31 protein-coding genes and 1 tRNA gene are annotated in these 24,144 nt (G+C 67.6%); 19 read left to right on the top strand and 13 right to left on the bottom strand.

What is annotated here, in order from left to right:
* Positions 1-39: 39 nt before the first annotated feature.
* Entirely contained in the window at positions 40-606 is a 567-nt protein-coding gene (locus ACIBO2_RS49480) for an HD domain-containing protein (protein WP_397304581.1), read from the top strand.
* On the opposite strand, the gene ACIBO2_RS49475 is transcribed toward ACIBO2_RS49480, so the two are convergent.
* Complete coding sequence (locus tag ACIBO2_RS49475; protein ID WP_397304580.1) at positions 574-1,050, bottom strand: NUDIX hydrolase; 477 nt, start codon at positions 1,048-1,050, stop codon at positions 574-576. The two genes, ACIBO2_RS49480 and ACIBO2_RS49475, sit on opposite strands and share 33 nt — an antisense overlap.
* Before the next feature lie 3 nt (positions 1,051-1,053).
* On the bottom strand, positions 1,054-1,794 hold the full coding sequence (locus tag ACIBO2_RS49470) for an XRE family transcriptional regulator (RefSeq protein ID WP_397304579.1): 741 nt from the start codon (positions 1,792-1,794) through the stop codon (positions 1,054-1,056).
* Positions 1,795-1,944: 150 nt separating this feature from the next.
* Here ACIBO2_RS49470 and ACIBO2_RS49465 point away from each other — a divergent pair, with 150 nt between their 5' ends.
* Positions 1,945-2,160 (top strand): hypothetical protein, encoded by a 216-nt coding sequence (locus ACIBO2_RS49465; protein ID WP_397304578.1) that lies wholly within the window; start codon positions 1,945-1,947, stop codon positions 2,158-2,160.
* Positions 2,157-2,348, top strand: a complete 192-nt coding sequence (locus ACIBO2_RS49460; RefSeq protein WP_397304577.1) for a hypothetical protein — start codon at positions 2,157-2,159, stop codon at positions 2,346-2,348. Before ACIBO2_RS49465 ends, ACIBO2_RS49460 begins: the two co-directional genes overlap by 4 nt.
* Here the strand turns inward: ACIBO2_RS49460 and ACIBO2_RS49455 are convergent.
* The gene (locus tag ACIBO2_RS49455; protein WP_397304576.1) at positions 2,308-2,676 is read right to left on the bottom strand and encodes a GntR family transcriptional regulator; all 369 of its coding nucleotides are present in this window, start codon (positions 2,674-2,676) and stop codon (positions 2,308-2,310) included. The genes ACIBO2_RS49460 and ACIBO2_RS49455 overlap by 41 nt on opposite strands.
* A gap of 100 nt (positions 2,677-2,776) precedes the next feature.
* Here ACIBO2_RS49455 and ACIBO2_RS49450 point away from each other — a divergent pair, with 100 nt between their 5' ends.
* From ACIBO2_RS49450 to xerC, 8 genes are all read left to right on the top strand, one after another.
* The gene (locus ACIBO2_RS49450) at positions 2,777-3,106 is read left to right on the top strand and encodes a hypothetical protein (RefSeq protein ID WP_397304575.1); all 330 of its coding nucleotides are present in this window, start codon (positions 2,777-2,779) and stop codon (positions 3,104-3,106) included.
* A complete protein-coding gene (locus ACIBO2_RS49445; RefSeq protein ID WP_397304574.1) occupies positions 3,099-4,418 on the top strand; it encodes an FtsK/SpoIIIE domain-containing protein in 1,320 nt (439 codons plus the stop codon). Before ACIBO2_RS49450 ends, ACIBO2_RS49445 begins: the two co-directional genes overlap by 8 nt.
* Before the next feature lie 17 nt (positions 4,419-4,435).
* Positions 4,436-5,089: a DUF2637 domain-containing protein gene (locus ACIBO2_RS49440; RefSeq protein WP_397304573.1), complete on the top strand. Its 654-nt coding sequence runs from the start codon at positions 4,436-4,438 to the stop codon at positions 5,087-5,089.
* A gap of 21 nt (positions 5,090-5,110) precedes the next feature.
* A complete protein-coding gene (locus ACIBO2_RS49435) occupies positions 5,111-5,452 on the top strand; it encodes a hypothetical protein (RefSeq protein WP_397304572.1) in 342 nt (113 codons plus the stop codon).
* A gap of 15 nt (positions 5,453-5,467) precedes the next feature.
* Positions 5,468-5,629: a DUF3970 family protein gene (locus tag ACIBO2_RS49430; protein ID WP_397304571.1), complete on the top strand. Its 162-nt coding sequence runs from the start codon at positions 5,468-5,470 to the stop codon at positions 5,627-5,629.
* 255 nt (positions 5,630-5,884) lie between these two features.
* Complete coding sequence (locus tag ACIBO2_RS49425) at positions 5,885-7,216, top strand: replication initiator (protein WP_397304661.1); 1,332 nt, start codon at positions 5,885-5,887, stop codon at positions 7,214-7,216.
* Positions 7,213-7,395, top strand: a complete 183-nt coding sequence (locus ACIBO2_RS49420; RefSeq protein ID WP_357958019.1) for a helix-turn-helix domain-containing protein — start codon at positions 7,213-7,215, stop codon at positions 7,393-7,395. The genes ACIBO2_RS49425 and ACIBO2_RS49420 overlap by 4 nt, the downstream gene beginning before the upstream one ends.
* The gene (gene xerC, locus ACIBO2_RS49415) at positions 7,395-8,645 is read left to right on the top strand and encodes a tyrosine recombinase XerC (protein ID WP_397304570.1); all 1,251 of its coding nucleotides are present in this window, start codon (positions 7,395-7,397) and stop codon (positions 8,643-8,645) included. The genes ACIBO2_RS49420 and xerC overlap by 1 nt, the downstream gene beginning before the upstream one ends.
* A 77-nt stretch (positions 8,646-8,722) precedes the next feature.
* On the opposite strand, the gene ACIBO2_RS49410 is transcribed toward xerC, so the two are convergent.
* Positions 8,723-8,795, bottom strand: a tRNA-Thr gene (locus ACIBO2_RS49410).
* A 21-nt stretch (positions 8,796-8,816) separates the two neighbouring features.
* Positions 8,817-9,776, bottom strand: coding sequence for a 23S rRNA (guanosine(2251)-2'-O)-methyltransferase RlmB (gene rlmB / locus ACIBO2_RS49405; RefSeq protein ID WP_358557778.1), 960 nt, complete (start codon positions 9,774-9,776; stop codon positions 8,817-8,819).
* Between the two features lie 227 nt (positions 9,777-10,003).
* Here rlmB and ACIBO2_RS49400 point away from each other — a divergent pair, with 227 nt between their 5' ends.
* Entirely contained in the window at positions 10,004-11,002 is a 999-nt protein-coding gene (locus ACIBO2_RS49400; RefSeq protein ID WP_397304569.1) for an alpha/beta fold hydrolase, read from the top strand.
* Positions 11,003-11,006: 4 nt separating this feature from the next.
* Here the strand turns inward: ACIBO2_RS49400 and ACIBO2_RS49395 are convergent, their stop codons facing one another.
* Positions 11,007-11,693 (bottom strand): winged helix-turn-helix transcriptional regulator, encoded by a 687-nt coding sequence (locus ACIBO2_RS49395; protein WP_397304568.1) that lies wholly within the window; start codon positions 11,691-11,693, stop codon positions 11,007-11,009.
* 613 nt (positions 11,694-12,306) lie between these two features.
* Here ACIBO2_RS49395 and ACIBO2_RS49390 point away from each other — a divergent pair.
* The 3 genes from ACIBO2_RS49390 to ACIBO2_RS49380 all read left to right on the top strand — a co-directional run bounded on the left by ACIBO2_RS49390 (position 12,307) and on the right by ACIBO2_RS49380 (position 14,508).
* Positions 12,307-12,831, top strand: coding sequence for a hypothetical protein (locus tag ACIBO2_RS49390; protein WP_397304567.1), 525 nt, complete (start codon positions 12,307-12,309; stop codon positions 12,829-12,831).
* Between the two features lie 96 nt (positions 12,832-12,927).
* A complete protein-coding gene (locus tag ACIBO2_RS49385) occupies positions 12,928-13,446 on the top strand; it encodes a hypothetical protein (protein WP_358551989.1) in 519 nt (172 codons plus the stop codon).
* 201 nt (positions 13,447-13,647) lie between these two features.
* Positions 13,648-14,508 carry an NBR1-Ig-like domain-containing protein gene (locus ACIBO2_RS49380; RefSeq protein ID WP_397304566.1) on the top strand — a complete coding sequence of 287 codons (861 nt, stop codon included), beginning with the start codon at positions 13,648-13,650 and terminating at the stop codon, positions 14,506-14,508.
* Positions 14,509-14,632: 124 nt separating this feature from the next.
* Here the strand turns inward: ACIBO2_RS49380 and ACIBO2_RS49375 are convergent, their stop codons facing one another.
* Positions 14,633-15,472: an alpha/beta fold hydrolase gene (locus ACIBO2_RS49375; protein WP_397304565.1), complete on the bottom strand. Its 840-nt coding sequence runs from the start codon at positions 15,470-15,472 to the stop codon at positions 14,633-14,635.
* Positions 15,469-16,617, bottom strand: coding sequence for an LLM class flavin-dependent oxidoreductase (locus ACIBO2_RS49370; protein WP_397304564.1), 1,149 nt, complete (start codon positions 16,615-16,617; stop codon positions 15,469-15,471). The genes ACIBO2_RS49375 and ACIBO2_RS49370 overlap by 4 nt, the downstream gene beginning before the upstream one ends.
* Before the next feature lie 102 nt (positions 16,618-16,719).
* On the opposite strand from ACIBO2_RS49370, the gene ACIBO2_RS49365 reads away from it, so the two are divergent.
* From ACIBO2_RS49365 to ACIBO2_RS49355, 3 genes are all read left to right on the top strand, one after another.
* The gene (locus ACIBO2_RS49365; RefSeq protein WP_358551997.1) at positions 16,720-17,154 is read left to right on the top strand and encodes an organic hydroperoxide resistance protein; all 435 of its coding nucleotides are present in this window, start codon (positions 16,720-16,722) and stop codon (positions 17,152-17,154) included.
* A 444-nt stretch (positions 17,155-17,598) separates the two neighbouring features.
* Positions 17,599-18,225 carry a class I SAM-dependent methyltransferase gene (locus ACIBO2_RS49360; protein ID WP_397304563.1) on the top strand — a complete coding sequence of 209 codons (627 nt, stop codon included), beginning with the start codon at positions 17,599-17,601 and terminating at the stop codon, positions 18,223-18,225.
* An 82-nt stretch (positions 18,226-18,307) separates the two neighbouring features.
* Positions 18,308-18,997: a tetratricopeptide repeat protein gene (locus tag ACIBO2_RS49355; protein WP_358552001.1), complete on the top strand. Its 690-nt coding sequence runs from the start codon at positions 18,308-18,310 to the stop codon at positions 18,995-18,997.
* 202 nt (positions 18,998-19,199) lie between these two features.
* Here the strand turns inward: ACIBO2_RS49355 and cysS are convergent, their stop codons facing one another.
* Positions 19,200-20,591, bottom strand: a complete 1,392-nt coding sequence (cysS, locus tag ACIBO2_RS49350) for a cysteine--tRNA ligase (RefSeq protein ID WP_358552003.1) — start codon at positions 20,589-20,591, stop codon at positions 19,200-19,202.
* 43 nt (positions 20,592-20,634) lie between these two features.
* Entirely contained in the window at positions 20,635-21,021 is a 387-nt protein-coding gene (locus tag ACIBO2_RS49345) for a PPOX class F420-dependent oxidoreductase (protein WP_358552005.1), read from the bottom strand.
* A 52-nt stretch (positions 21,022-21,073) separates the two neighbouring features.
* Between ACIBO2_RS49345 and ACIBO2_RS49340 the strand changes: the two genes are divergently transcribed.
* The gene (locus tag ACIBO2_RS49340) at positions 21,074-22,618 is read left to right on the top strand and encodes a DUF2637 domain-containing protein (RefSeq protein WP_397304562.1); all 1,545 of its coding nucleotides are present in this window, start codon (positions 21,074-21,076) and stop codon (positions 22,616-22,618) included.
* 139 nt (positions 22,619-22,757) lie between these two features.
* On the opposite strand, the gene ACIBO2_RS49335 is transcribed toward ACIBO2_RS49340, so the two are convergent.
* The 3 genes from ACIBO2_RS49335 to ispF all read right to left on the bottom strand — a co-directional run bounded on the left by ACIBO2_RS49335 (position 22,758) and on the right by ispF (position 24,130).
* On the bottom strand, positions 22,758-23,033 hold the full coding sequence (locus ACIBO2_RS49335) for a GlsB/YeaQ/YmgE family stress response membrane protein (protein WP_358552008.1): 276 nt from the start codon (positions 23,031-23,033) through the stop codon (positions 22,758-22,760).
* Positions 23,034-23,127: 94 nt separating this feature from the next.
* Positions 23,128-23,415 carry a GlsB/YeaQ/YmgE family stress response membrane protein gene (locus tag ACIBO2_RS49330; protein ID WP_357958053.1) on the bottom strand — a complete coding sequence of 96 codons (288 nt, stop codon included), beginning with the start codon at positions 23,413-23,415 and terminating at the stop codon, positions 23,128-23,130.
* Between the two features lie 259 nt (positions 23,416-23,674).
* Positions 23,675-24,130, bottom strand: a complete 456-nt coding sequence (ispF, locus tag ACIBO2_RS49325) for a 2-C-methyl-D-erythritol 2,4-cyclodiphosphate synthase (protein ID WP_358552009.1) — start codon at positions 24,128-24,130, stop codon at positions 23,675-23,677.
* Positions 24,131-24,144: the final 14 nt, after the last annotated feature.

Below are 24,144 nucleotides of genomic sequence, written 5' to 3'. Positions count from 1 at the left end.
CTAGATCCACCCCGGTCCTGAGTGCCTATCGTGGGGCTCGTGGGAGATGTCGAGTGGGCATACGGCCTGGCCAAAGATCTGCTGGAGACCGCGTTGCCCCGGCGCTGGGGGCACACGCGGGGAGTCGCCGAGCAGGCCGAGCGCCTGGCTCCGATCCTCGGTGAGGATAGCGAGGTGTTGATTGCGGCGTCGTTGCTGCATGACATCGGGTACGCCCCCGACCTGGTGGACACCGGCATGCACCAGCTCGACGGCGCCCGGTATCTGCGTGATGTGGCCGGCGCCGAGGATCGGTTGTGCCGTCTGGTGGCCTACCACTCGTGCGCCGACAATGAGGCCCGACAGCGTGACCTGTTCGACGTGCTGGCGGCCGAGTTCGACCAGGAAAAGCCCGATCTGGCCAGGGCTCTTACGTACTGCGATATGACAACCGATCCGGATGGCCGGCACCTGGATGTGCGGGACCGGCTGGCGGAGATCCACTCTCGCTATGGGCGTGACCATGTGGTGAGCCGGTCGATCGTCGCGGCGACGCCGTGCATCGTGTCGTCGGTGCGTGCGGTGGAGGCCGCACTATCCGATGTGCGGCAGGCCGGTGCCGGATAGGTAGTGCTCGATCCGCATCCGCATCGAGGCGGCCATCGGCAGCGACAGGACCTCTTTGCGGGGCACCCACCGCACCTGGCGGGACTCCGCGCTCGGGGTCGGTGTTCCGGAGATGGCGCGGCCGATCAGGACGATGGAGAACTCTTGGCGGGCCTCACCGTTGGAGGTGTAGAGGATCACGTGGCCGGGATCGGTGTAGGTGCCGGCCAGGCCGGTGATCTCACAGGTGATGCCGGTCTCCTCCAGCGTCTCCCGCACACCCGCCTGCGGGAGGGATTCGCCCAGGTCTATGGCTCCGCCGGGAAGCGCCCAGTTGTCGTTGTCGGAGCGCAGGATCATCAACACCTCCCCGCGGTCGTTGGTGACGATCACGTTCACCGACGGAACCAGACTGTTCGGCTGGGGCGCGTTGGGGTCGTGGTGGAAGTCGATCCGCCGGGGCATGGTTCAGGACTCTACCGGCCTGGCCTGCGCCCACACCTTGTCGAAGCTTTCGGCGTAGGTGGCGACCATGTCGCCTCCGGCCACCCGGCGCAGATGCAGCACGGGCGCGTTGCCGGCGCGGGTGCCGTACACGTGCATGTTGATCAGATACTCGTCGTCAGCGCGGTACATCGAGTTGTACAAGATCGTGTGGTGCAACCTGATCTCGACGTTCTCCATACCGGTGATCGGCTGGTAGAAGACCAGGGCGCTGCGGATTTGCGCGGCCATGCTCTCGCCGACACCCTCATCCACGCCGCGCTGCGCGACCTCGGCGCTGTCGGGATCGCCGAGCAGGATCCGGACCCTCACCCCGGCTCGCGCCTTGTCGGCCAGCAGTCGCACCATGCCCCCGTCGTCGGCGAGAAACAGGCCGCTGTAGACCAGCACGCCGATCTCCTGCGACGCCGCCGAGAACAGCCGTCCCCAGATGTCCCGGGGCACGGCCCACCGGTGTGGATAGAGCGCCAAGACCTCGCTCTCCGACGCCGCCACCACCTGCTCACGGGTGAGCGCGTCCGGCCACAGGTACGCCTCATCCACACCCAGGTACGAAGCCGCAGCAAACCGGTGCTTTCGGTACGGCTCACGCCCCTTGGTGACCCACCGCTCGACGGTCTTGGGGTCGACTTCGATCGCCTCCGCCAGGTCGGCGATGGACACGCCTTTGTGGAGAAGGGCCGCGCGTAGCCGTTCGTTCGCCATCTCACCTGCTCGAAGGGACGTCCGGGGACTGCCTCATCGTAGGCCGGACGTCTTGAACATGTCCCGTCGTGTAGTGATCTCGTCCTGACTCTCCGCCGCATTCTCGGTTGCACAAGCCACCACGGCCCCAACCGAAGGAGGAGATGCGCGATGACCAACCTGATCACCATCCTGAACGAGACCCCCTCATGCGAGTGCGGCAACGCCCTGACCGAGGGCCAGACGCAGTGCTCCAAGTGCCTGGCACGTGACCGCTGGACGCGCAAGCGGCGGGCCCGGAACCGGCGCAACCAGCGGCGGACCGAGACCCGCCGTCCCCCGCGCGACCCTCGCAGCGTCGCGGCGGCGGGGGTGAGCTGGACGTGAGCTGGCTCCCGCTAATCCTCGCCGGACTACTCGGCGTGACACTGCTCGTCGGCTACATCACGGTCCTGGTCGGCATCCGACGCCAGGACAAGGCCATGAACCTACGCCGTCAGACCAACGGCGTGTCGGCGTCACTGGCCCGCAAGGTCACCGGCTGCCACGTGCGGAACGGCGTGTCGTGGACGTAGCCAACTGCTCCTCGACCCGCGCGAGCCGCCCCGACAGGTCCTGTACGGCGGTGCGCAGCTCGGCAACCTCGTCAGCCAAGTCGTCGGAGGCCGGGGCGTCGGCCTCGTCGCGGACGTACACGCCCTTGCCCTGCTGGCCGATCACCAGGCCCTCGTTACGCAGGATGCCGACCGCCATCTTCACCACCGACAGGGAGGCGTCGTACTGCTCGGCGAGCTGGGCGGTGGAGGGCAGCGGGGTTCCGGGCGCGAGGGATCCGCCGCGGATCTGTGCGCGGAGATCGTCGGCGATCTGGAGGTAGCCGGCCCGTCCGGTGTGTTTGACCATCACCGTCCATCTCACCACACCAAGTCGGCCACGCCAACATTGACAACTGAGCCAACTAGGTTAACCATGTTGGCTAGGACGAATAAGGAGGTCACCGCCCATGCGTACCGTCCCGATCCCGGTCGACACCGGCAAGCTCGCCATCACCTGCGTCAAGGCCCCGCGCCCGCGCGTGCTCAACCGCGACACCGGCGAGATCAAGACCGACAAGAACGGCAACACCGTCTACGAGGTCACCGTCTCCGTGGAAGACGAGTTCGGCCGGATCGAACTCGTCAAGATCGGCATCACCGGAGAGCCGCCCATCAAAGCCGGAGACCCCGTCAACGCGGTCGGCCTGCTCGGCTACGTCTGGGAGATCGCCGGCAAGTGGGGCATCGCCTACCGCGCATCCGCCCTGCTCCCAGCGCGGGAGAGCGCCGATGTCTGACGTGCTGGTCCTGCTCGCAGCCCTGGCCGCCACGGCGGCCGGGCTGTGGGCCTGGCGCCGCTGGCACTACCCGTCGTTCTGGCTCGCGCTCGGCTTCCCGATCGTCGCCGTCGCGGTCCGCGCCTCCTGGCGGGGGGTCGCCCTCGGCTGCGGGCTGACCAAGAAGCGGCAACGCTGGTGGTTCACCACCGTCCCCGGCCTGATCGCCTCCACCGGCATCGTCAAGGTACGGCGGCGCTTCCAGCGGGTCGCCGTCGACACCAAACCGTTCATGCGGCTGCCCCTGCCGACCCGGCACGGCTGGCGCGTCACCCTGCACACCCTGGAAGGCCAGACCCCCGGCGACTACGCCGACGCCGCCGAACGCCTCGCCCACTCCTGGGGCGTACACGCGATCCGCGTCTCCTCGCCCCGGCCTGGGCGGGTGGTGCTCATGGCCACCTTGCGGGACCCGCTGGTCACCGTCGACCAGCTCCCACCCTCCCCCGACCTGCTCAAGGTCACCGTCGGCAGGCTGGAGACCGGCAAACCGTGGACGATCGACTTCCGGACCGTTCCGCACTGGCTCAACGCCGGAGCGACCCAGTCCGGCAAGTCCAACCTCGCCAACGCGCTCATCGTCGGCCTGGCCCCACAACCCGTCGCGCTGGTCGGCTTCGACCTCAAAGGCGGAGTCGAGTTCACCCCCTACACACCCCGCCTCTCAGCACTGGCCACCAACCGCGCCGAATCCGTCACGCTGCTGTGTGACCTCGTCGGCCTGATGATCGACCGAATGGGGCTGTGCCGTCAGACCGCCGCCCGCAACATCTGGCAACTCCCACCCGCCCTCCGGCCCGTCCCGGTCGTGGTTCTGGTCGACGAGCTGGCCGAGCTCTACCTGATGGCCGACAAGTCCGAGAAAGACGAGATCGCCAAGACCTCGACCGCCCTGCTGCGGGTCGCCCAGCTTGGGCGGGCGTTCGGCATCTACCTGTTCTGCTGCGGTCAGCGCATCGGCTCCGACCTCGGGCCCGGCGTGACCGCTCTACGCGCCCAATGCTCCGGACGGATCTGCCACCGGGTCAACGACCCCGAGACCGCCACCATGACCCTCGGCGACCTCGACCCCGCCGCGCTCGTCTCCGCGCGGGCCATCGCCGCCGAGACACCCGGCGTGGCCATCGTCGCCGGTCAGGACGGCCAGTGGTACCGCGCCCGCTCCTTCTACGTCAGCGAACAAGCCGCCGAACACGCCGCCCACACCCACGCCCACCTCGCCCCGTCCTGGGACGAGATCACCACCCACCTGCCCGAACACGCCAACGCCTGAACGAAAGGGGGTGCACGATGCGACGCATCACCCGCCAGCTACTCGATACCGGACCGGTCATCGTCCTGGCCGCCATCGCGGGCGCCGGATCGTTCACCCACATCCGCGACACCGCCACCCAGCACGGCCAAACCGGCTGGATGTCCTGGGCCATCGCGGTCTGCATCGACCTGACCTGCGTCATGGCCGCCCGCGAACGCCAACACGACAAGCAGACCGGCCGGACACGGCGCGGCCCGATCTCCTGGCCCGTCCTCGTCCTGACGGGCGGCATCATCCTGTCCCTGGCCGCCAACCTGCAACAAGCCGACCCGACCGCCTGGGGCTGGATCACCGCCGCCACCCCCGCCGCCGCGTTCCTCATCGCTGTATCCATGCTCGAACGCCGCGCCACCCGTCCCGAGCCGTCCCCGGACCCGGCGCTGTCCTCAGCGCTCGTCCCCGCCCCATCCTGCGCCCCGGCTCCCGTCCTGACGGGCCACTACACCCAGGACGCCCAGGACGAGGGGCAGGACGGCCCCGCTCCCGCCCTGGTCGACTACGCCCGCCGCATCGCCGACGAACACCACACCAAACACGGCAGACCCATCACCCGCGACGCCCTACGCGCCCACCTGGGCGTGTCCAACCAACTCGCCTCCGACCTGCTCCACACCCTGCGAACCGCCTGACCAGAAGGGAGACCTCATCCCATGACCAACGACCACCACAGGGCCCTCATCAACGGCCTGCTCGACCTGGCCGCTTTCCTGGAGGAGCACCCCGACCTGCCCGTGTCCCCGAGCCTTACCCTGCACCACTTCTCACGCCGAGACAGCGATGCCGACCAGTGCGCCGAGATCGACCAGATCGCCGCCCGCGTCGGCTCCCCCATCGACTACGAAGACTCCCCCTACGGCCACTACGCCACCTCCGTCCTCTTCGGGCCCGTCGAGTACCGAGCCGTGGCCATCTCCGCCGCCGCCCGCGCCCGCCACGCCGCCGAAACCAGCTACCACGGCTGCATCCAGCCCGACCCGGCACCCGCCCCCTGAACAGGAGACACGATCATGCGCATTCGCCTCGAAGGAACCCGCACCGAAGTCATCGACGCTCTGCTCCACCTGCGCCTTCACTTCACCGTCATCGCCGCCTCACGGCTCTACCCCAACCGCGCCAATCCCTGCTACTGGCGCATCCACCTCACCACCACACCGCGCGAAAGGAGGTGACCAGCCTTGATCGAAGTGATCCGTTACCAATGCTGCACCTGCAACGGGAGCGGCCTCGACAACGACCGCGACCGCTGCCGCGACTGCGACGGCACCGGCATCGACAACCACGGCGCCTAAAAGCGCAGCGCCCCCGGCCTGGCCGTACATCCGCCAAGACACACGCCAGGTCGGGGGCCATCCCTTCACCCGAACGAGCGAAAGGAGGTCTCCATCTTGCCCACAACCCACGCCACCGCGCACGCAAAAGCGGGCATGATCGCCCGACTCAACCACCCCGACTACGACCGCTGGGCAAGCCAGATCCGCGGCACCGGTGGCTGCCGACAGCCCATCCACTTGCGCGGCAAGGTCGAGCACTACGACCAGGTCACCGGACAGCTTCTGCACCGCTACACCACCCGCACCGAACCTGACGGCATCCTCCGCGTCCCATGCAAGACCCGCCGCGCCTCCCGCTGTCCCGCCTGCGCCGAGACCTACCGCTCCGACACCTACCACCTCATCCGCGCGGGCCTGATCGGCGGCAAAGGCGTCCCCGAGACCGTCACCACCCACCCGACGCTCTTCGTCACCCTGACCGCCCCGTCCTTCGGCACCGTCCACGCCCGCAAGGACAAGAACGGCAAGGCCCTGCCCTGCCACGCCCGCCGCAACGCGGAAACCTGCCCACACGGCCGCGTCATGACCTGCACAGAACGACACCACGCAGACGACCCCCGCCTCGGCGAACCGCTCTGCCCCGACTGCTACGACTACACCGGCTCCGTCCTGTTCAACGCCCTGGCCCCGCTGCTGTGGAAGCGCTTCGCCGACTCCCTACGCCGCCACCTGGCCAAACTCGGCGGCCTGGCCCTCAAAGACCTCCGCCACCACCTCACCGTCTCCTTCGCCAAAGTCGCCGAATACCAGCGACGCGGGGTCGTCCACTTCCACGCCGTCATCCGCCTCGACGGCCCCGGCGGCCCCACCGCACCACCACCGGCCTGGGCCACCGCCGACACCCTGACCGACGCCGTCCAACACGCCGCCCGCGTCGTCAGCGCCCTGGTCCCCGCCATCGACGACCAACCCGCCCGCCTCTTCAAGTGGGGCGCCCAACTCGACATCCGCCCCATCACCCTCGACGGCGACCTCACCGAACAATCCGTCGCCGGCTACATCGCCAAATACGCAACAAAGGCGGCCGAGTGCGTCGGCACCCTGGACCGCCGCATCAACCCCCTCGACAACCTCGACGCCTACAACCTCCGCGACCACCCCCGCCGCCTCATCGCCGAATGCATGCGCCTCGGAACCATCGAGGACCTGGCCGACCTCCGCCTCACCCAATGGGCGCACATGCTCGGCTTCCGCGGCCACTTCTCCACCCGCTCCCGCCGCTACTCCACCACCCTCGGTGCCCTCCGCGCCGCCCGCGAAGATCACACCCGCGACCAGGAGATCACCACCGGCCGCCTGCCCCTCTTCGCCGAGGACACCGTCCTCGTGATCAGCGAATGGACCTACGCGGGCAAAGGCCACTCCGCCGGAGACCAACTCCTTCTCGCCGCCCTCACCGGCTCACACCCGGGGAGGCGTACATGAGCGCTGAGCTCCTCACCGTCCCCGAAGCGATGGCGCTCCTCAAGGTCAGCCGGTGGACCCTCTACAACCTCATCCGTTCTGGCGAACTCATCTCGATCCTCGTCGGTGAACGCTGCCGACGCATCCCTACCTCTGCCCTCGACACGTACGTAACCCGACTCTGCGAGGAGGCCGCCTGATGAACAAGCGATCGAACGGGGAAGGCTCGATCTTCCCGTACAAGGACGGCTGGGCGGGCTACGTCTGGGTCACCACACCTGAGGGCAAGCGCACCCGGAAGTGGGCTTACGGCAAAACCCGCGAGGAAACCCACGAGAAGTGGCTCAAGCTCCACGAGCAGGCCCGCAAGGGACCGGTGGCCACCAAGCATGAGACGGTGGCCGCCTTCCTTATGCGCTGGCTCGCTGAAGTCGTCGAGCCCAACCGCGAGCCGACGACCTATGTCGCGTACGAACCGCTCGTTCGGCTCTACATCATCCCCGGTTTGGGAAAGAAGCGCCTCGACAAGCTCACCGTCCGGGACGTGCAAGCCTGGCTGAACACCCTGCCCGCCCTCTGCACCTGCTGCGATCAGAAGAAGGACCACAAGCGCCCCGAAGCCAAGCGCCGGTGCTGCGCCATCGGGAAGTGCTGCGAAGGCTACCCGGCCCGCTACACGATCATCGGCATCCGCCGTACTCTTCGGGCCGCCCTAGGCCACGCCATCCGTGAGGAGCTGATCTCCAAGAACGTCGCCGCGCTGACCACGCTGCCCAGTGTCAGCAAGACCAAGAAGAAGCGCCAGCAGATCGTCTGGAGCGTCGACGAGGCCCGCCGCTTCCTCGAATACGTCCAGGACGACCCGCTCTATGCCGCGTACGTGCTCATCCTCGTCCTCGGCCTACGGCGTGGGGAGGTTCTCGGCCTCGCCTGGGACTGCGTCGACCTCGACGGCGAAGAGCTCCACATCGCTCGCCAGCTCACCAGAGTCGGCGGCCAGCTCCTGCACCGCGACAAGACCAAAACCGACGACTCGACCGCCTCGCTCCCGCTCCTGGGCCTGTGCGTCTCGGCTCTGAAGGGACGTCGCGAACTCCAGGACCAGGCCTGTGACGTAGCCGGCGCCGTGTGGAAAGACTCAGACCTTGTGTTCACCACGCGGTACGGCACGCCCATCGAGCCGCGCAATCTTAACCGCGCCTTCGACTCGCACTGCAAGAACGCGGGTGTCCCGCGCATCCGCGTCCACGACACTCGGCACACCTGCGCCTCGCTGCTGGCCGCCCTCGACGTCCACCCGCGCGTAGCGATGCGCATCCTGCGACACTCACAGATTTCCGTGACCATGAACGTCTACACACAGATCCCCAGCCCCGAAACCCGCAAGGCGCTCGACCGGCTCAACGCCCGCCTTGCTAACAACGATCAAGACTTTGAGCAGGAACGCTAACGCCGTTGCTGTACAGCACTGCTGTATAGAGATCAAAAAGGCCCCTTCCATACCCTGGAAGGGGCCTTTGAGCTGCGAGCCGACGAGGGGAATCGAACCCCTGACCTTCTGTTTACAAGACAGATGCTCTGCCGATTGAGCTACGTCGGCGCGGCCTATCAGTGTAGACGGTCAGCGACCCCGATGACGAGCCACCTCGTACAACGCCACCCCAGCCGCCACCCCAGCGTTCAACGACTCCGCAGCCGCCCGCATAGGAATCCGTGCCACAACGTCGCACTGCTCCCGCACCAACCGCGACAGCCCCTTGCCCTCGGAGCCCACCACGACCACCAGCGGCTCGCTCAGCAGGTCGACGTCGCCGATGTCCGCGCTGCCCTCGCCATCGAGTCCGATCACGAACAGGCCGGCGTCCCGGTATTCCCGCAGCGCCGCCGTGAGGTTGGATGCCCGTGCCACGCGGAGGTTGGCCAGCGTGCCAGCGGAGGTCTTCCAGGCCCCGCCCGTCACTCCGGCCGAACGCCGCGACGGGATCAGCAGCCCATGCGCCCCGAAAGCGGTCGCCGAACGCGCGATGGCGCCCAGGTTGCGGGGGTCGGTGACGCTGTCGAGGGCCACGACCAAGGGGACTTCTGCCGCATCCTGCGCCAATTCGACCAGCTCAGAAGGGTGCGCATAGTCATAGGCCGGGATCTGCAGCACGATCCCCTGGTGAACGGCGCCTTCGGTGAGCCGGTCAAGCTTCTCGCGGGTCGATTCGAGCAGCGCGATGCCCCGCTCCGTCGCGACCTTGATCGAGTCGCGTACGCGGTCGTCGCTCTCGATGCGCTGTGCGACATACAGCGCGGTGGCCGGCACTCCGGCGACCAGGGCTTCGAGCACCGGGTTTCGGCCGCCGATGTATTCGGGCGCGTCCTCGGAACGCCGCTGCCGAGCCGGGCCGGGCCGGCGTCCGCCTTGCTCCTCACGGGCGATCCGTTCGGAACGGGCCTTGTCCTTGTACCAGTGACGCATCTCGGCAGGCGGGGTGGAGCCCCTGCCCTCGAGCCCGCGGCGTCCCTGCCCACCGGTGCCCTTGGACGGGCCCTTCTTCTTCGCGGGCCTGCCCGATGCCCTACCGCCTGCTGCCATGGCATTAAGCGTACTCGGGCCATCACCCACCTCACGCCCCACTCAAGATCACACTCTGCTATGAGTACGGCCAGAGCCGTGCGACCTGCACGCCCCTCAGCTCGATAGGAGCCAGTTGGTTCTCTTACGCCGATAGAGGGTGACAATCCCGGCGCATCAACTCTCAACCCATTCAGTTACTCTAAGTACATACACATGTTCATATTGTTTCCCGAAAGGCGAAATATATGGATAGGCGAACGTTCTCCAAGCTGTTCCTCGCGGGAACGGCCGCGGCTTCACTGCCCAACCTCCCGGCCGCCTCGGCCTCGGCGGTCGTACCCGACAACCGGAAGACGCCGCTGAAACAGATCAAGGCCGGTGTCCTGAACATCGGGTACGCGGAGGCCGGTCCCGCCGCCGGCCCCGCGGTCATCCTGCTGCACGGGTTCCCGTACGACATCCAGAGCTTTGTCGAGGTGGCACCCCTGCTGGCAAAGGAGGGCTATCGAGTGATCGTCCCTTACCTCCGGGGCCACGGCACGACCCGCTTCCTCTCGGACCGGACATTCCGGAACGCACAGCAGTCGGTGATCGCCCTCGACATCATCGCCCTGATGGACGCCCTCAAGATCGAGAAGGCGATCCTGGCCGGGTTCGACTGGGGATCGCGCACGGCCGACATCATCGCCGCCCTCTGGCCCGAGCGCTGCAAGGCCCTGGTCTCCGTGAGCGGCTACCTGATCACCAACCGCGAGGCGCAAAAGGAGCCCCTGCCGCCGCGGGCCGAGCTGGCCTGGTGGTACCAGTACTACTTCGCCACCGAGAGGGGCCGACTCGGTCTCGAGCGGTACCGGCACGATTTCGCCAGGCTCATCTGGGAGAACGTCTCCCCGACCTGGAAGTTCGACGATGCCACGTTCGAGCGCACGGCGGCGTCCTTCACGAACCCGGACTGGGTGCCCATCGTGCTCCACAACTACCGCTGGCGACTGAGCCTGGCCGCGGGCGACCCGAGGTACGACGGCATCGAGAAGCGGCTGGCCGCGGCTCCCGCCATCTCCCTGCCTACGGTCACCCTCGACGGCGAACGCGACCCCTTCACTCCCCCAGGCGACGGCTCTGCCTACCGCAAGCACTTCACTGGCAAGTACGTACACCGAACCCTGCGGGGAATCGGGCACAACGTGCCGCAGGAGGCCCCGCAGCCGTTCGCCGAAGCCGTCGTCGAAGCGGACAAGCTCTAAAGAGCTACGACGCCCCTTGCTCACCTACCCGAGCCTCCGGCCGAGGGAATCGGAACAACCCGTGCAACCTCCCCAAAGCCTCGAGATCCCCAAAAGCCCTCGCGGCTCCACTCTTGATCGCATCGCCAAGCGTCCCCTGCCCAGCCCCCATGTCCACCAGAACATCGTCATCCATCTCAATAACGACATCCGGCCGCTGAGCGGGCCCATGCATCGTTTCGATCGTCCCGTCGTCGACCCGAGCATGAAAGACCTCATCGGAAACCCGGAACTCGTACACCGCCCGCAACCCCACCGCCGCCTCCGGCTCGAAGCCGACCCGCAACGCCAGCACCGCCCACCCAGCCTGGAACGCCTCCCCTTCCTTGCGCTCCCCCATCGCCCACTTCATGCCCCATCGCGCCAGAGCCAGCACCGCGGGCCCCAACTCCTCACCGGCTTCGGTCAGGGCATAAGCAGGGGTACGCGCCGGCGCAGGTAGCACGATCTTGCGTACCAGCCCCTCACGCTCGAGATGCTTCATCCGAGCCGCCAGCAGCCCGGTGCCCAGCCCGCGAAGGCTGTGCTGCAGATCTCCGAACCGCTTCGGCCCGGTCAGCAACTCGCGCACGAGCAGCAGCGTCCAGCGCTCGCCGACGATGTCCAAGGTCCGGGCAGTGGCACAGAACTGGTTGTACGATCGCTGATCCACTTCAACATTCTAAGCTTCGGGCTTCCTGTTTCTGAACTTCGTAGTCAGAGGGCTTCCGCCCAGTCTGACTCTGGGCTCTGGCATGCAGAGCCAGACTGCTTCTTCGGCCTGAGCGGCCGGTGCCGGACTGGCGCTTCGGGCTGAGCAGCGGCGGTCGGGAGACGACGAAGACGACCCCCGCCCCCTGCCGACCTGCTCCATACGAACTAGCGAAACACGTGGCCATGGCCATATCCGGCCGACTTTTCCCGAGCACTACGTCGACCCTGAATTGCCGAATACCGAAATTGCTGCGAGGCTCAGAGTGGGCCCGGTGCGAGCGCCGATCGTGTAAAGCTGGGAAGAATTACACTGGTGCGTTGAATCCCTGACATGAGCCCCTGACCTGCGAATTTGATTGTCCTAATAGCTCTGGACAATGTCCGGACGACTTTACATGCCAGATCGCTTGCCGGAGCCGGGCAGTGGCGGTCAGAGTGGCGCCGTTCCCAGTTCCGGGGTTCGTTATCGGCGCCATTGACAGGCGTGCGGATATTCCGCTGAATCGCTGTACGCGGTTGATCGGAGACTCCCGAGTCGGAAAGTACAGAGGATTTCTTTGAAAGGAGATCCGATGATCGGACGAAAAGGGATTACAGGAGCGGCTCTCGTCGTCGGGCTGACGGCCGGGCTTATGGCGGGGTCGTCAGCGTCGGCGCAGGCGGGGCAGGGGGTCACCGGTGTCGCGGACAGCTCTGCCGTCCTGGCAGCACCAGGCTGGTCGGCCAAGTCGTACCTGGGGATCAGCTACCACGACCGTTGCAAGGGCTGGCAGCGGATAAAGACCCCGTACAGGAGCGGCGCTTACATCACGACCAGCAGGCAGGTCCACTGCGAGAAGGGCGAGTGGGGCCGCCGGGCCGTGGTCAAGACGAGCCTCCAGCAGTATCGCGGACTCGGTTTCTGGCGGACGAAGGCCACCTCGGAGGTGAAGAAGGGAAGGGACGCGTTCACCGTGACGACGACACCTTCGTGGAAGTGCTCCGGCGGTAGCCAGCTCTACCGGAACCAGACGAAGGTGCATCTCTACTCCCTCCTGCGTGGCAGCGAAGTGGCCACCCTGTACAAGCGGTCGCAGGAGCGTCGGATCCGGTGTTGATCCCGGGCTGGGACGGGGACGTAGCTCGGCCGGACTTCCGCCCTTGGCGCTCGCGAGAGCGCCAAGGGCGTCTTCTTCCGAAGGAGTGAGCAGCGGATGGGATCGCGTGAGAGACGGCATGTCCCGGCGTGGCGCGTGATCGTCGGCGGGGTCGTGCCGGCCGTCCTGGCATTCGTGCTGTGGGCGACGGTCTCGGTGGCGGAGGAGAAACCGTACGAGGACGTCAAAAGGCAGTACATCGCCGCCGTAGACGCGGTGTGTGAGGAAGCGTCCCGACAGTCGGATCTCCGCGAGGAGCCACCTGCGAACCTGCGCGAGGAGGTGGACGAACTGCGCCGCGCTTCGGAGTCGATGACCAGCACCATCGCCGCGATAGAAGCGATCACGCCGCCCGGCGGTGACGTCCCGCGGGTGCGGGCGAGGTTCTTCGTGCCCGCCAGGGCGCTGGCCGCGAGCCTGCGCGAACTCAGCGGAAGCGCGCAGACGGCGATGCGCGCGGGCAGGAAGGGCGAGGCGAAGAAGGCGGTGGAACAGTCCCTGGAACCGGACGAGAACGAGAAGGCGCTGCGATCCTTCGCGGCGGAGTACGGCTTCCGGGCATGCGCGGGTGAATGACCGCGGCGCCCCCGAGTAGACCGCAGAATTCCGGACTTATTCGGACAATTCAGGTAATCTCATTTGCTCTCAGGTGTCACAGGCCATGCCAGAGTCGTCGGCACGGCCGGATGACGGCGCCGGACAGGGCAGGTGAAGATGCCGGAATTACCAGGGACATCAGGCTCGCAGGGGGACGAGCCTGGCCCGCTGCGGACAGGCATGGGATCGCGACCTGGGCGAAAGCCGGTCCGGCTGGACCCGGCCGCGGGCCCGGTGGCGGCTCTCGCGTATCGGCTGTGGGAGCTCAAGGCGGAGGCGGGGGACCCGTCCTACGCGGAGATGTCGACCCGCATGGGCGCGGCGGCCTCGAAGTCCTCGCTGGCGGCCGCCGCCCGGGGGCAGGTGCTCCCGACCTGGGAGACGACGTGGGAGTTCGTCCGGGTCCTCGCGGTCGACCGGCTGAAGCAGGACGCCGCGGAGGCCAGGCGCGAGTGGCGAGCTCACTGGGAGCGGGCCGCGAGCGCCGCACTCAGCGAGATCACCGAGGACCGTACGGGTCACGACCAGACCTACGCTGGGCAGGCGGAGCACCTCGAACGCCGAGCCTGGCCTCTCCTTGCCAGAAGGCTGGCCATGATCGCAGCGGTCGCGACCGCCGGTGCCGCCCTCTTCACCTGGCTCGCCCCATTCTCCGGAAAGAACAAGCCCACCACGTCGGCCACCCCGGCTCAAGCTGCCTCCTCCTACGACGATTCCGCCTTCGAGCAGGACGTCACCCATCCGGATGGCACGGTGGTGAAGACGAGGGCGGAGTTCACGAAGATCTGGCGAATCAGGAACACCGGCACCATCCCGTGGCGGGGACGCTATCTCACCCGGCTGAACGACACCCCCTGCCGCGCCCCCAAACGGGTCGAGATCCGCGTGGTCCAGCCGGGCGAGCCCGTCGACATCGCGGTACGCGTCCGCGCATCGGACTCCCCCGGCAGATGCAAGATCTACTGGAAGATGACCGACGAGACCGGGACTCAGCTGCTGTCCGCCAAGAAGCCGATCTTCCTGGACGTGGTCGTCGGCTGATCAGCTCTCGAAGCACGTCTTGGCCGGGTCGAAGGCCCCCTGTCATGGCCTCGGCCGCACGCCACCGTGCGGGTGGGGTGGCTCAAATGCCCCGCGGCTTTGCCCCTCCGGGTGATGAGGGTGCTCAAGGGCGGGCGGCGTGGTCGAGTACGTCGTGGGTCAGGGCGACGCTCACACCGGCACGAGCCCTCAGAAGTACGGCAGTGACAGCACCCGGATCGGTGAGCAGCACATCATGTGGCCCGTCCAGCGCGACGGTTCGATAGCCGACCGCCTCGGCGAACCTGTCGAAGGCGAAGGTCTGCGGCCGGCAGTAGACCCCTGTCCCAGGGATCCGCTCGACGGCCCCGGTCAGGCGAGTGCCTTCGGTGAAGGTACGCAGCGGCTGCGGACGCAACCGCTCCTGAAGCCACGCGGCGTCAGCCGGATCGGTGACGCCGAAGAGCGTCGGCGCGGGAGCGGGCACCTGCCAGCCATCGGCCGAAGCCTGAACGAACTTCACGAACCCTTCGGGAGCAAGGCTGAGCAGGCTGTCCCCGTCCGTCCCGGCCCAGCCCTCCACCATGATCACATGGTCAACGCGTTCGGGACGGAGGTCGGCTGCCTGCCGTACCACCAAGCCCCCGTAACTGTGCCCGACCAGCACAACACCGCCGCCAGAGCAGACATCGACCACGTGACGGCCCTCGGCCCCGGCCCCAGCACCGCCCTCAGCCCCGGCCTCCGTCTCTGCCCTGGCTCCGGCCCCCTTGGTCTCGACACCCTTGGTCTCGACGCCGGTCTCGGCTTCGAGACCGTCGATCGCGGCGACAACCTGTGCCACATGATCATGAAGACCCACGTCACGGCCATACACGAGGTCAGGAACGACAGTGCGCGCTCCTACGCGTTCGAGCAAGGGAGCGACGCGATCCCACGCCCAGGGACCATGCCAAGCACCGGAAACCAGAACAAAGGTGGTCATGGACGGATCTCCACGCGAAGCCGCTGCAACACCCGGCCGGCGAACTCCTCCAACGCCGCGCGATGGTCATCAACGGCGAACCGGATCACCACGTGCCGCACCCCAGCTGAGGTGTACGCGTTCAGCCAATCGACCGCATCGGCCGCAGATCCGGCGAACGTCGCCTGAATGGACTCGATGAACTCGAGCGGCGCGTTGTAGTAGCGCTCAATGCTGGTCCGCAGACGGCCTCGCGCCCGCTCAGGGTCATCATCGAGACAGACCGTCGCGTACAACGCAGGCGTAATCACGCGCGCTCCCTCACCCGGCACAGAGCCACCCAGGAGCGACGCGTCCCCCGCCACGCGAGCACCGAGAGTTGCCGCATCGCCATGCATACGCGCAGAACCGCGCAACCGTGCAGCCTCGCCGGACGCAGGACCGGGCAGATGTGCCGCCTCCCCGACCCCATGACCGCCCAGATGTGCCACCTCACCAGACCCACGACCGCCCAGACGAGCCACCTCCTGGACCACGCCCCATTCATGGGCGTACGTCTCACTTGTCGGCGGATACGGCAACCACCCATCGGCCAGTCGCCCCACGCGTCGCAGCCCTGACGCGCCACTGCCCGCCAGCCAGATCGGCGGCCCCCCGACCTGCGCGGGCTTGGGTTCCAGCACCACATCTTGGAAGTCGAAATGCGCGCCCTGGTACGACACCGCCCCGCCGCCGGCCCACAGTCGCCGCATCACGTCGATCGACTCTTCGGTACGGCTGACCCGGCGCTTGAACGCGATACCGAGCGCGTCGAACTGTGCCTCGGTGTTCGGATGCGGGAATCCGGCGCCCATCCCGGCAATGAGGCGCCCGTCGGCGATCCGGTCCAGCGTGGCGAGTTGGTGAGCCAGCAGGATCGGATGACGCAAGGCGGGCAGGAGCACGGCCGTGCCGAGCGTCACCCGTTCCGTCATAGCGGCCACCGCGGACAGGAGCATCAGCGGATCCGCGCGGTGACGGGTCACCGGACTGTCGCCCGCCCAGACGGAGTCGAAGCCTAGTTCCTCGGCCAGTCGCGCCTGCTCGACCAGCGCGGACGGCTCCCGATCCCCCAGCACGACCCAGTCACGTGTCGGCAGCAGATAGCCGACCTGAGGCCTCGTCATAGTTCCTCCAGCGAAGTGATCACGGTGGGATCTTAAAGCATTGACTTCCTGTTTTTGAAGTCTAAGATTCACTTTCGAGAAGACGATGATAAGGACTCCGACATGACGAAACCGCTCTATACCGCGCAGGCACAGGTGACCGGTGGCCGGGCACACGGGCACGGGCGTTCCAGCGACGGGATGCTGGATGTGAACCTGCGCCAGCCGAAAGAACTGGGTGGCGATGGTGATGGGACAAACCCGGAGCAGCTGTTCGCGGTCGGCTATGCCGCCTGCTTCTCCGCCGTCCTGACGATGCTCGGGCAACGGCAGGGATTGGAGGCTGGAGACGCGGCGGTGGACTCCAAGGTCATGCTGATCCCGAACGCCAACGGCACGTTCAAGCTCGGGGTCGAGTTGGACGTGACGCTGCCCTCGATCGAGGACCCGGCGCAGGCCGCCGATCTGGTGCGCACCGCACACCAGGTGTGCCCGTACTCCAACGCCACACGCGGCAACATCGACGTCGCGCTGTCAGTGAACGGCTCCACACTGTGAAGTGAACACCCGCCACGAGTCCAACGTGCCAGCTCAACGCCAGGGTCGCCGAGCAACGAACTCTGGGCTGCCCTGGGTTGGTTGTAGGCTCTGGTGATTTTGCCGGCGAGTAGCAGCAGCGTTTGCTGGCAGTTTCGGACAGGTTTGCGGGCTGGACGGGGCCGGGATGTCGGTGCGAAATAGCAGCACCACGGGGAGCGTGGGCTTCTGGACGCCCGCCCCGTCCTGGCCCCGTCGCTCCGGATCAATGCGACCAGACGCAATGCAACTCCGAGTGATCGAGAGCAGGCGTGAACAGCGGCGCCAGGTGACCGCCCGCACCTCCCAGCCACGCCAGGTCGCGTGCCAGGTGAACGTGACGCGCACCTGACAGGGTCGAGCACAGACAGCCGACCGGGCCGCACACCCCACCTCGCACGTCCAGAACCTGGCAATATCCGCAGGATGGAAGATCCCATCGCTCGGACCACCGCCACGTACGACCGCATCGCCTCCGTCTTCGCATCCCGCTCCGAGAACCCCGACGCCGCGTTCCGCGCCTTTCGAGCGCGCTTCGCCGCCGCGCTGCCCGCCGGAGGACGCGTCGCCGACCTGGGATGCGGCCCGGGAAGGGACGCGGCCTGGTTCCGAGAGCAGGGGCTCTCCCCGGTAGGAGTGGACCGCTCGGCCGCCATGGCCGCACTGGCCGCCGACCGCGGCGTTCCCGTGGCTCTGGGCGACCTGCGCCACCCACCGCTGACTCCCGGCTCGCTGGCCGGATTGTGGTCGGTCGCGGCTCTCCTGCACGTACCGGCCGCCGAGACCGTCTCCACGCTGCGCGCCTGGCATGCGGCCCTGCGCCCCGGGGGCGTGCTCGGGCTGAGCACCTCGACCGGCGACGGCGAGGTCTGGGAGCCGGTCCCGCACGACAAAGGGCTCCAGCGCTGGTTCGTACACCGCAAGCCGCGAACGCTGCTCGCGGTCCTCGCCGAGATCGGCTTCGAGGTACGCGAGCACGCCGAGAACGCCACCCACCGCACGTGGCTCAGCGTGCTCGCGATCCGCCGCGAGGTTCGGACCACCCGGGCCTGACAGGGTCTCGCCTGACGCACGGCTCGATCTTTCGGCGGCTGTCGATGTACCGTGTCGTCGACGCTGGGACGGGGTGAGCGGGATGCATGCGGAAGAACGTATCGAGCGGGCCAGGGTGTCATACGAACGCGCTGTCTACGCCGGTGAGACCGCTGGGCTGGCCGGAGCGGAGCGGGAGCTGGACAAGGTCGAGGCTGATCTTGCCTTGGCTCGGGGCCGGATCCTGCACGCGCGGTTTCTCGAAGACCGGCAGGAGGTCACGCATGAGTTGGCCTTGTTCGAGCGTGCGACGCAGCTGTATCGAATGCTCGGCGATCTTCCCGGCCTGGCCGAGTCGCTGTTCTGGGTGGGCTGTTTTCACCAGGTTGTACGGGGTGACACCCCTACGGCCATTCCGCTGTTCGAGCAGTCGTACGAATTGGCGACGCAGGCCGGAGATCGGTTCACCCAGTCCGAGGTGCTTCGGCATCTTGGGATCGCGGAGCATTCTGCCGGTCGGTTGGAGGCCGCGCGGGAGCGGCTGGAGGAATCGATACGGCTGCGCCGTGAGATAGGGCTGTTGGCTGGAGTCGCGGCCAATCAGGTCGGACTGATCTACATCGCTGCCGCGGAAAACCGCAATAGCGACGCGCTGGCGCTGGCGGACGAGGCGTACGCCACCGCGGCGGACTGCGGCGCCGAACGCATCATGCGCCAGGTCGAGGAAGCGCGCACGCAGATCACGATGCCAGCCGCCGATCAGGGCGAGACCCACGCCCAGAGTGGGTCCTGAGCCGCTCAACCTTCGATGGCACAAGATCACGGATCACCAAAGGCGGCGGTCACCGCAGCCGGCGGGCGACCAGCGTGCAGTCACTGCCGTCCGGTCACCACCGTCTGCGGGTCGGCCGCACAGCGGACGCGCCGAACGCCGTGTGATCGTGTGGACGTATCCCGGCGTTCTGGGACGTCCACAGCGGCTCGCGCGGCAGGGCCTAGTGGGACAGCTCCCAGCGAGCCCCGTGCGGCGTGTCCTCCACCGTGATGCCCGCCGCCGTCAACTGGTCCCTGATCGCGTCAGCCGCCTCATAGTCCCTGCGCGCCCGAGCAGCCTTACGCTGCTCCAGCGCCACGGCCACCAGCGCGTCGACCACCGGCTTGAGGTCGGACTTCGCCGAGCGCCACTGCGCCGAGCGCGGATCGAGGCCCAGCACGTCGAGCATGTTCTGGGTCTCGGCCAGCAGGCGTGCCACCGCTTCCTTGTCGCCCCTGGCCAGCGCCACGTTGCCCTCGCGGACCACCTCGTGCACGACGGCGAGGGCCTGTGGGGTGCCCAGGTCGTCGTCGAGCGCGTCGCTGAACGCCTGCGGCAGCGGAGCGTCGGCGTCGACGTCGTGGATCACTTCGGCGGCCCGGGTCACGAAGCCCTCGATGCGCTGGTAGGCGGCCGCGGCCTCCCGCAGCGCCTCCTCCGAGTAGTCGATCGACGAGCGGTAGTGCGGTGCCGCGAGGTAGTAGCGCAGCTCCACCGGGCGTACTTTCTGCACCATCTCCGGGATCAGCAGCGAGTTGCCGAGCGACTTGCTCATCTTCTCGGCGCCGATCTTGACCAGGCCGTTGTGCATCCAGTAGTGGGAGAAGTCGTCTCCGGCCGCCTGGGACTGGGCGAGCTCGTTTTCGTGGTGCGGGAAGATCAGGTCGAGGCCGCCGCCGTGGATGTCGAACGCCGGCCCGAGATATTTGGTCGCCATCGCCGAGCACTCCAGGTGCCAGCCGGGGCGGCCGAGGCCCCAGGGGGTCGGCCAGGTCGGCTCGCCGGGCTTGGCGCCCTTCCAGAGGGCGAAGTCGCGCGGGTCGCGCTTGCACGACTCGTCGTCGGTGTCGGCCGCCGCACGCATGTTGGCCAGCTTCTGGTTGGACAGCTTGCCGTAGCGGTCCTCGTAGGAGACGACGTCGAAGTAGACGTCGCCGCCCGACGCGTAGGCGTGGCCGCGGTCGATGAGCCGCTGCATCAGGACGATCATCTCGGGCACGTGACCGGTCGCGCGGGGCTCGACGGTCGGGGGCAGGCAGCCGAGAGTGTCGTACGCCCAAGTGAAGGCGCGCTGGTTGCGCTCGGCGACCGTGAACCAGGGGACGCTCTCTTCGGCGGCCACCCGGATGATCTTGTCGTCGATGTCCGTGACGTTGCGGCAGAACGTCACGTCATAGCCGGAACGCATGAGCCAGCGGCGCAGCACGTCGAAGTTGACGCCCGAGCGGATGTGCCCGACGTGCGGGGGAGCCTGCACGGTCGCCCCACACAGGTAGATCGACGCCCGGCCGGCTTCGACCGGAACGAATTCGCGGATGGCACGTGCGCTGGTGTCGTAGATGTGCAGGCTCACGAATGAAAGGCTAACGCCTAAGCCAACGTCGCAGGTCCTTTAATCACGCACGCATGATGACCTTCTCTGGACTTATGCGGACAATTAGCCGCTCGACTCCTGGCTTGTCCTCCCAGGGCTTACCGGTGTACTTCAGCGAGAGCTCCTGGATGAGGTCGCCCGCGGGGTCCTCCTCCATGCTCACGCGACCACGGACCTCGGCGTAGCGGTAGGGGTTCGCCGGGTCGATGACGAGCAGGCTGGCCCGGGGGTCGCGCTCGAAGTTGCGCGGCTTGCGCCGCCCCTTGGCGGTGGAGAAGAGGACGTCGTCGCCGTCCGTACGCACCCACACGACCGTCGACTGAGGTCCGCCGTCGGGATTGATGCTGGTCACCGTCGCGTAATTGGGCCCGTCGAACAGCTCGCGCACGTCCCCTGAGAGCTCGGTCATGTATCTCCCTTGATCGGTCCTGCCCCCCATTCTTCTGTAGGCTCGAACCGCCATGGACGTGACTCCCCCTTCTACGCTCCGACGCCTGGGCATCGCCCTCGCCGGTCTCGCGGTGGCCGGCCTGACGGCAGTCGCCTGCGTGCTCTCCTTCGACGACCTGCGGGCGCTGGCCATCCGCGGCGAATCCCGACCCGACCTCGCCTTCCTCTATCCGGCCGGCTTCGACGCGCTTCTGGTCGTCGCGCTGATCGGCGTCCTCCTGCTGCGCTCGGCCCGCCTGCTGGTACGCGCCCAGGCGGCGCTCGTGCTGGTCCTGCTCATCGTGGCCGCCGCCGCGTCGAACGCCACGACGGCGCTCCAGGTCCAGCTCGACGTACGGCCTCTCGCGGTGGGGGTGGCGGTCGCCCCATGGATCATGCTGGCGATCGCCCTCTGGCTGTGGTTGCTGCTCATCAAGCACGTCCAGGCCCGCAGGACGTCCACAGACGACGATGACGACGCTACGGCGGAGCAGGACATCGTGCCCTTCCACCGGAACCGCACCGCCGAGGACCCACCGCCGCTGACCAAGCCGCTGCACCACCCCGTGCTGGAGACCACCCCGGTCATCGGTCCCACGCCCGCCCCGGAAACCCCGCCCATCTCCGCCCGCGTGACCCACTGGCCCACCGCCCCCGCACAGGCTCCGGACGCCGGACCGACAGATCTGCCGCTACGCAGCCCGGAACCGACCACCGAGTGGCCCCGCCAGCCGGAGAGGGCTCAAGAGCCGGCCCCCAGACTCGAGTGGGCCCACCGGTCAGAGCGCGCCCCGGAGTCAGAGTCGGAGGCGGGCCGCCGCATCCACTCGGACGGACGGACGGAGCCAGACGGACGTGGTGAACCAGGCGGACACGCCGAGCTAGATGTACGCGATGAGCCCGGCGGACGCACCGAGCTAGATGTACGCGCTGAGCCGGGCTTCCACACTGAGCCCGACGAAGGGCCCCAAAACACGGCACCGGCCCCGCCTGTCCTGGCACCCGAGCCGTCCCCAGAGCCCGAGCCAACCTCACCGCCTGAGCCAACCCCGGCTCCGAAGCCCGTGCCGACCTCCGAGCCCGTGCCGACCTCCGAGCCCGAGCCAGCCTCTGAGTCGAGCGCCGAGCCACAGCCGGCCCCGGAGGCGAGCAACGAGCAGAAGCGTCCGGTGCGTTGGGGTGATCGGGTCAAGCCGACCGACGTCCTCGTCCACCCCCGCACCCCCACTGTCACCGACCGGGACACCGACACCCAACCGGTCCGAGTCTTCAGCGACATCCCAGCCGCACCGCCCCGCGCCAGAGCTGCCAAAGCCGCCGATGTCGCCGACCCCGCCGATGTCGCCGATGTCGCCGAACAGACCGAGGCCAGAGCCGGAGTCGCCGAACAGGCCGAAGCGGGGCACAACCCCGACCCCGACCACGGCCCGGAAGTCGCCGACCCCGCCGAGTCCGCCACCGCCCGTACCCGCACACTGCAGGACCGCGCCCTTGAGGACACCGCCCCTCACCCGGTCGTAGAAGACGACGCCCCCTCGGGCCGGCTCCGCAGCACCCCCCTTCCGCCCGAGGACTGAGCAGACCCACCAGAAGACCTGCCCAGCGCGGCAGAAGCGCAGCAAAAGACCCGCCCGGTGTAAGTACCGGGCGGGTCTTCGCGTACCGTTCCGCGCCGAAGGGGGTTCGGCACAGTCGCGGAACTGCCTAAGCCATCGTCTAGACGCTCTTGCCACTGCCCCGCCGCAGCCCTGCCACGAGCCCGACACCCACAATGGCCAGAACGACCTGCATGACGAGTTCGATCCAGTCGATGCCATTGGTGGTGGCGACGCCGAGCACCTGCGCGATGAGCGTGCCCACAAGGGCGGCGACGATACCGACGACGATGGTGAGGATCCACCCGATGGCCTGCCTGCCGGGAAGCAGCAGACGACCGAGGGCGCCGATCACGGCGCCGATCACGATGGCGCCAAGGATGGACTGGATTGTCATGACCAAACCTCCCAGTGAGAGTGAGCCGTTCACTCTCGAGGGAGATCAGTACCCGGCCACGCGCGAATATGCGTAGGTGCTGGGAAACGCCAGGTCAGATCGGCGTTCCTCCGGTACGACCGGTTTTTCCGGCGCTCACCCTGGCGACGATGAGGACCCCGATGACGGCCAGAGCGAGCTGGATGATGTGCTCCAGCCAGTCGATGCCCCGGGTGTCGGCCCAGCCGAACGCCTGAGCGATGAGCGTGCCGAGCAGAGCCGCCACGATGCCGACGATCAACGTCAGACCGATGGACATGTTCTGCTTACCGGGCACTATCAACCGGGCCAGTGCTCCGACAATGGCGCCGATGACGACTGCGGAAACAATCGCGCCGATCATGTGTAGCTCCCCCCGAAGACGTTCCACATGTCTTCAGAAGGACTTACCCGACATATCGGGAAAGTACCCTCGGGAAGGCGGCGATCCGTACCGCGCCAGTAACGGACCGCCGCCCCCGTTCGCTCGGCGGGCCGGAGGCAGCGCCCGCCGGGATACCCTCAACGGATCCCGTAAGAAGACGCCGCAGTGCCGGTAAAGGTTGACGAACCGCCTTAGACGACGACCAGAGCTAAAGCGACCAGAGCTAAAGCGACCAGAACTAAGCGACAACGAGCGCCGTCGCGATGGCCGCGACCCCTTCGCCCCGCCCGGTCAGCCCCAGCCCGTCCGTAGTGGTCGCGCTGAGGCTCACAGGCGCCCCCAGAGCGGCGCTGAGCGCCTTCTCGGCCTCTGTACGCCGAGGCGCGAGCTTGGGCCGGTTACCGATGATCTGGACCGCGACATTACCGATCTCGAAGCCCGCAGAACGTACCTGGCGCGCGGTCTCCTCCAGCAGCGTGACACCCGAGGCGCCCGCCCAGCGCGGGTCGGCGGTGCCGAACAGGCCACCGAGATCGCCGAGCCCGGCGGCGGACAGCAGCGCGTCGCAGGCCGCGTGCGCGGCGGCGTCGCCGTCGGAGTGGCCCGCGAGCCCGATCTCGCCCGGCCAGTGCAGGCCGGCGAGATGCAGGTCTCGCCCTGAAACGAACGGGTGGACGTCGACTCCGACGCCCACCCGTGGAAGCTTCG

It is taken from the genome of Nonomuraea sp. NPDC050022 (genome assembly GCF_044460705.1).
In the GTDB taxonomy this organism is placed as follows: Bacteria; Actinomycetota; Actinomycetes; order Streptosporangiales; family Streptosporangiaceae; genus Nonomuraea.
This window is presented reverse-complemented; position numbering and strand designations above follow the sequence as displayed.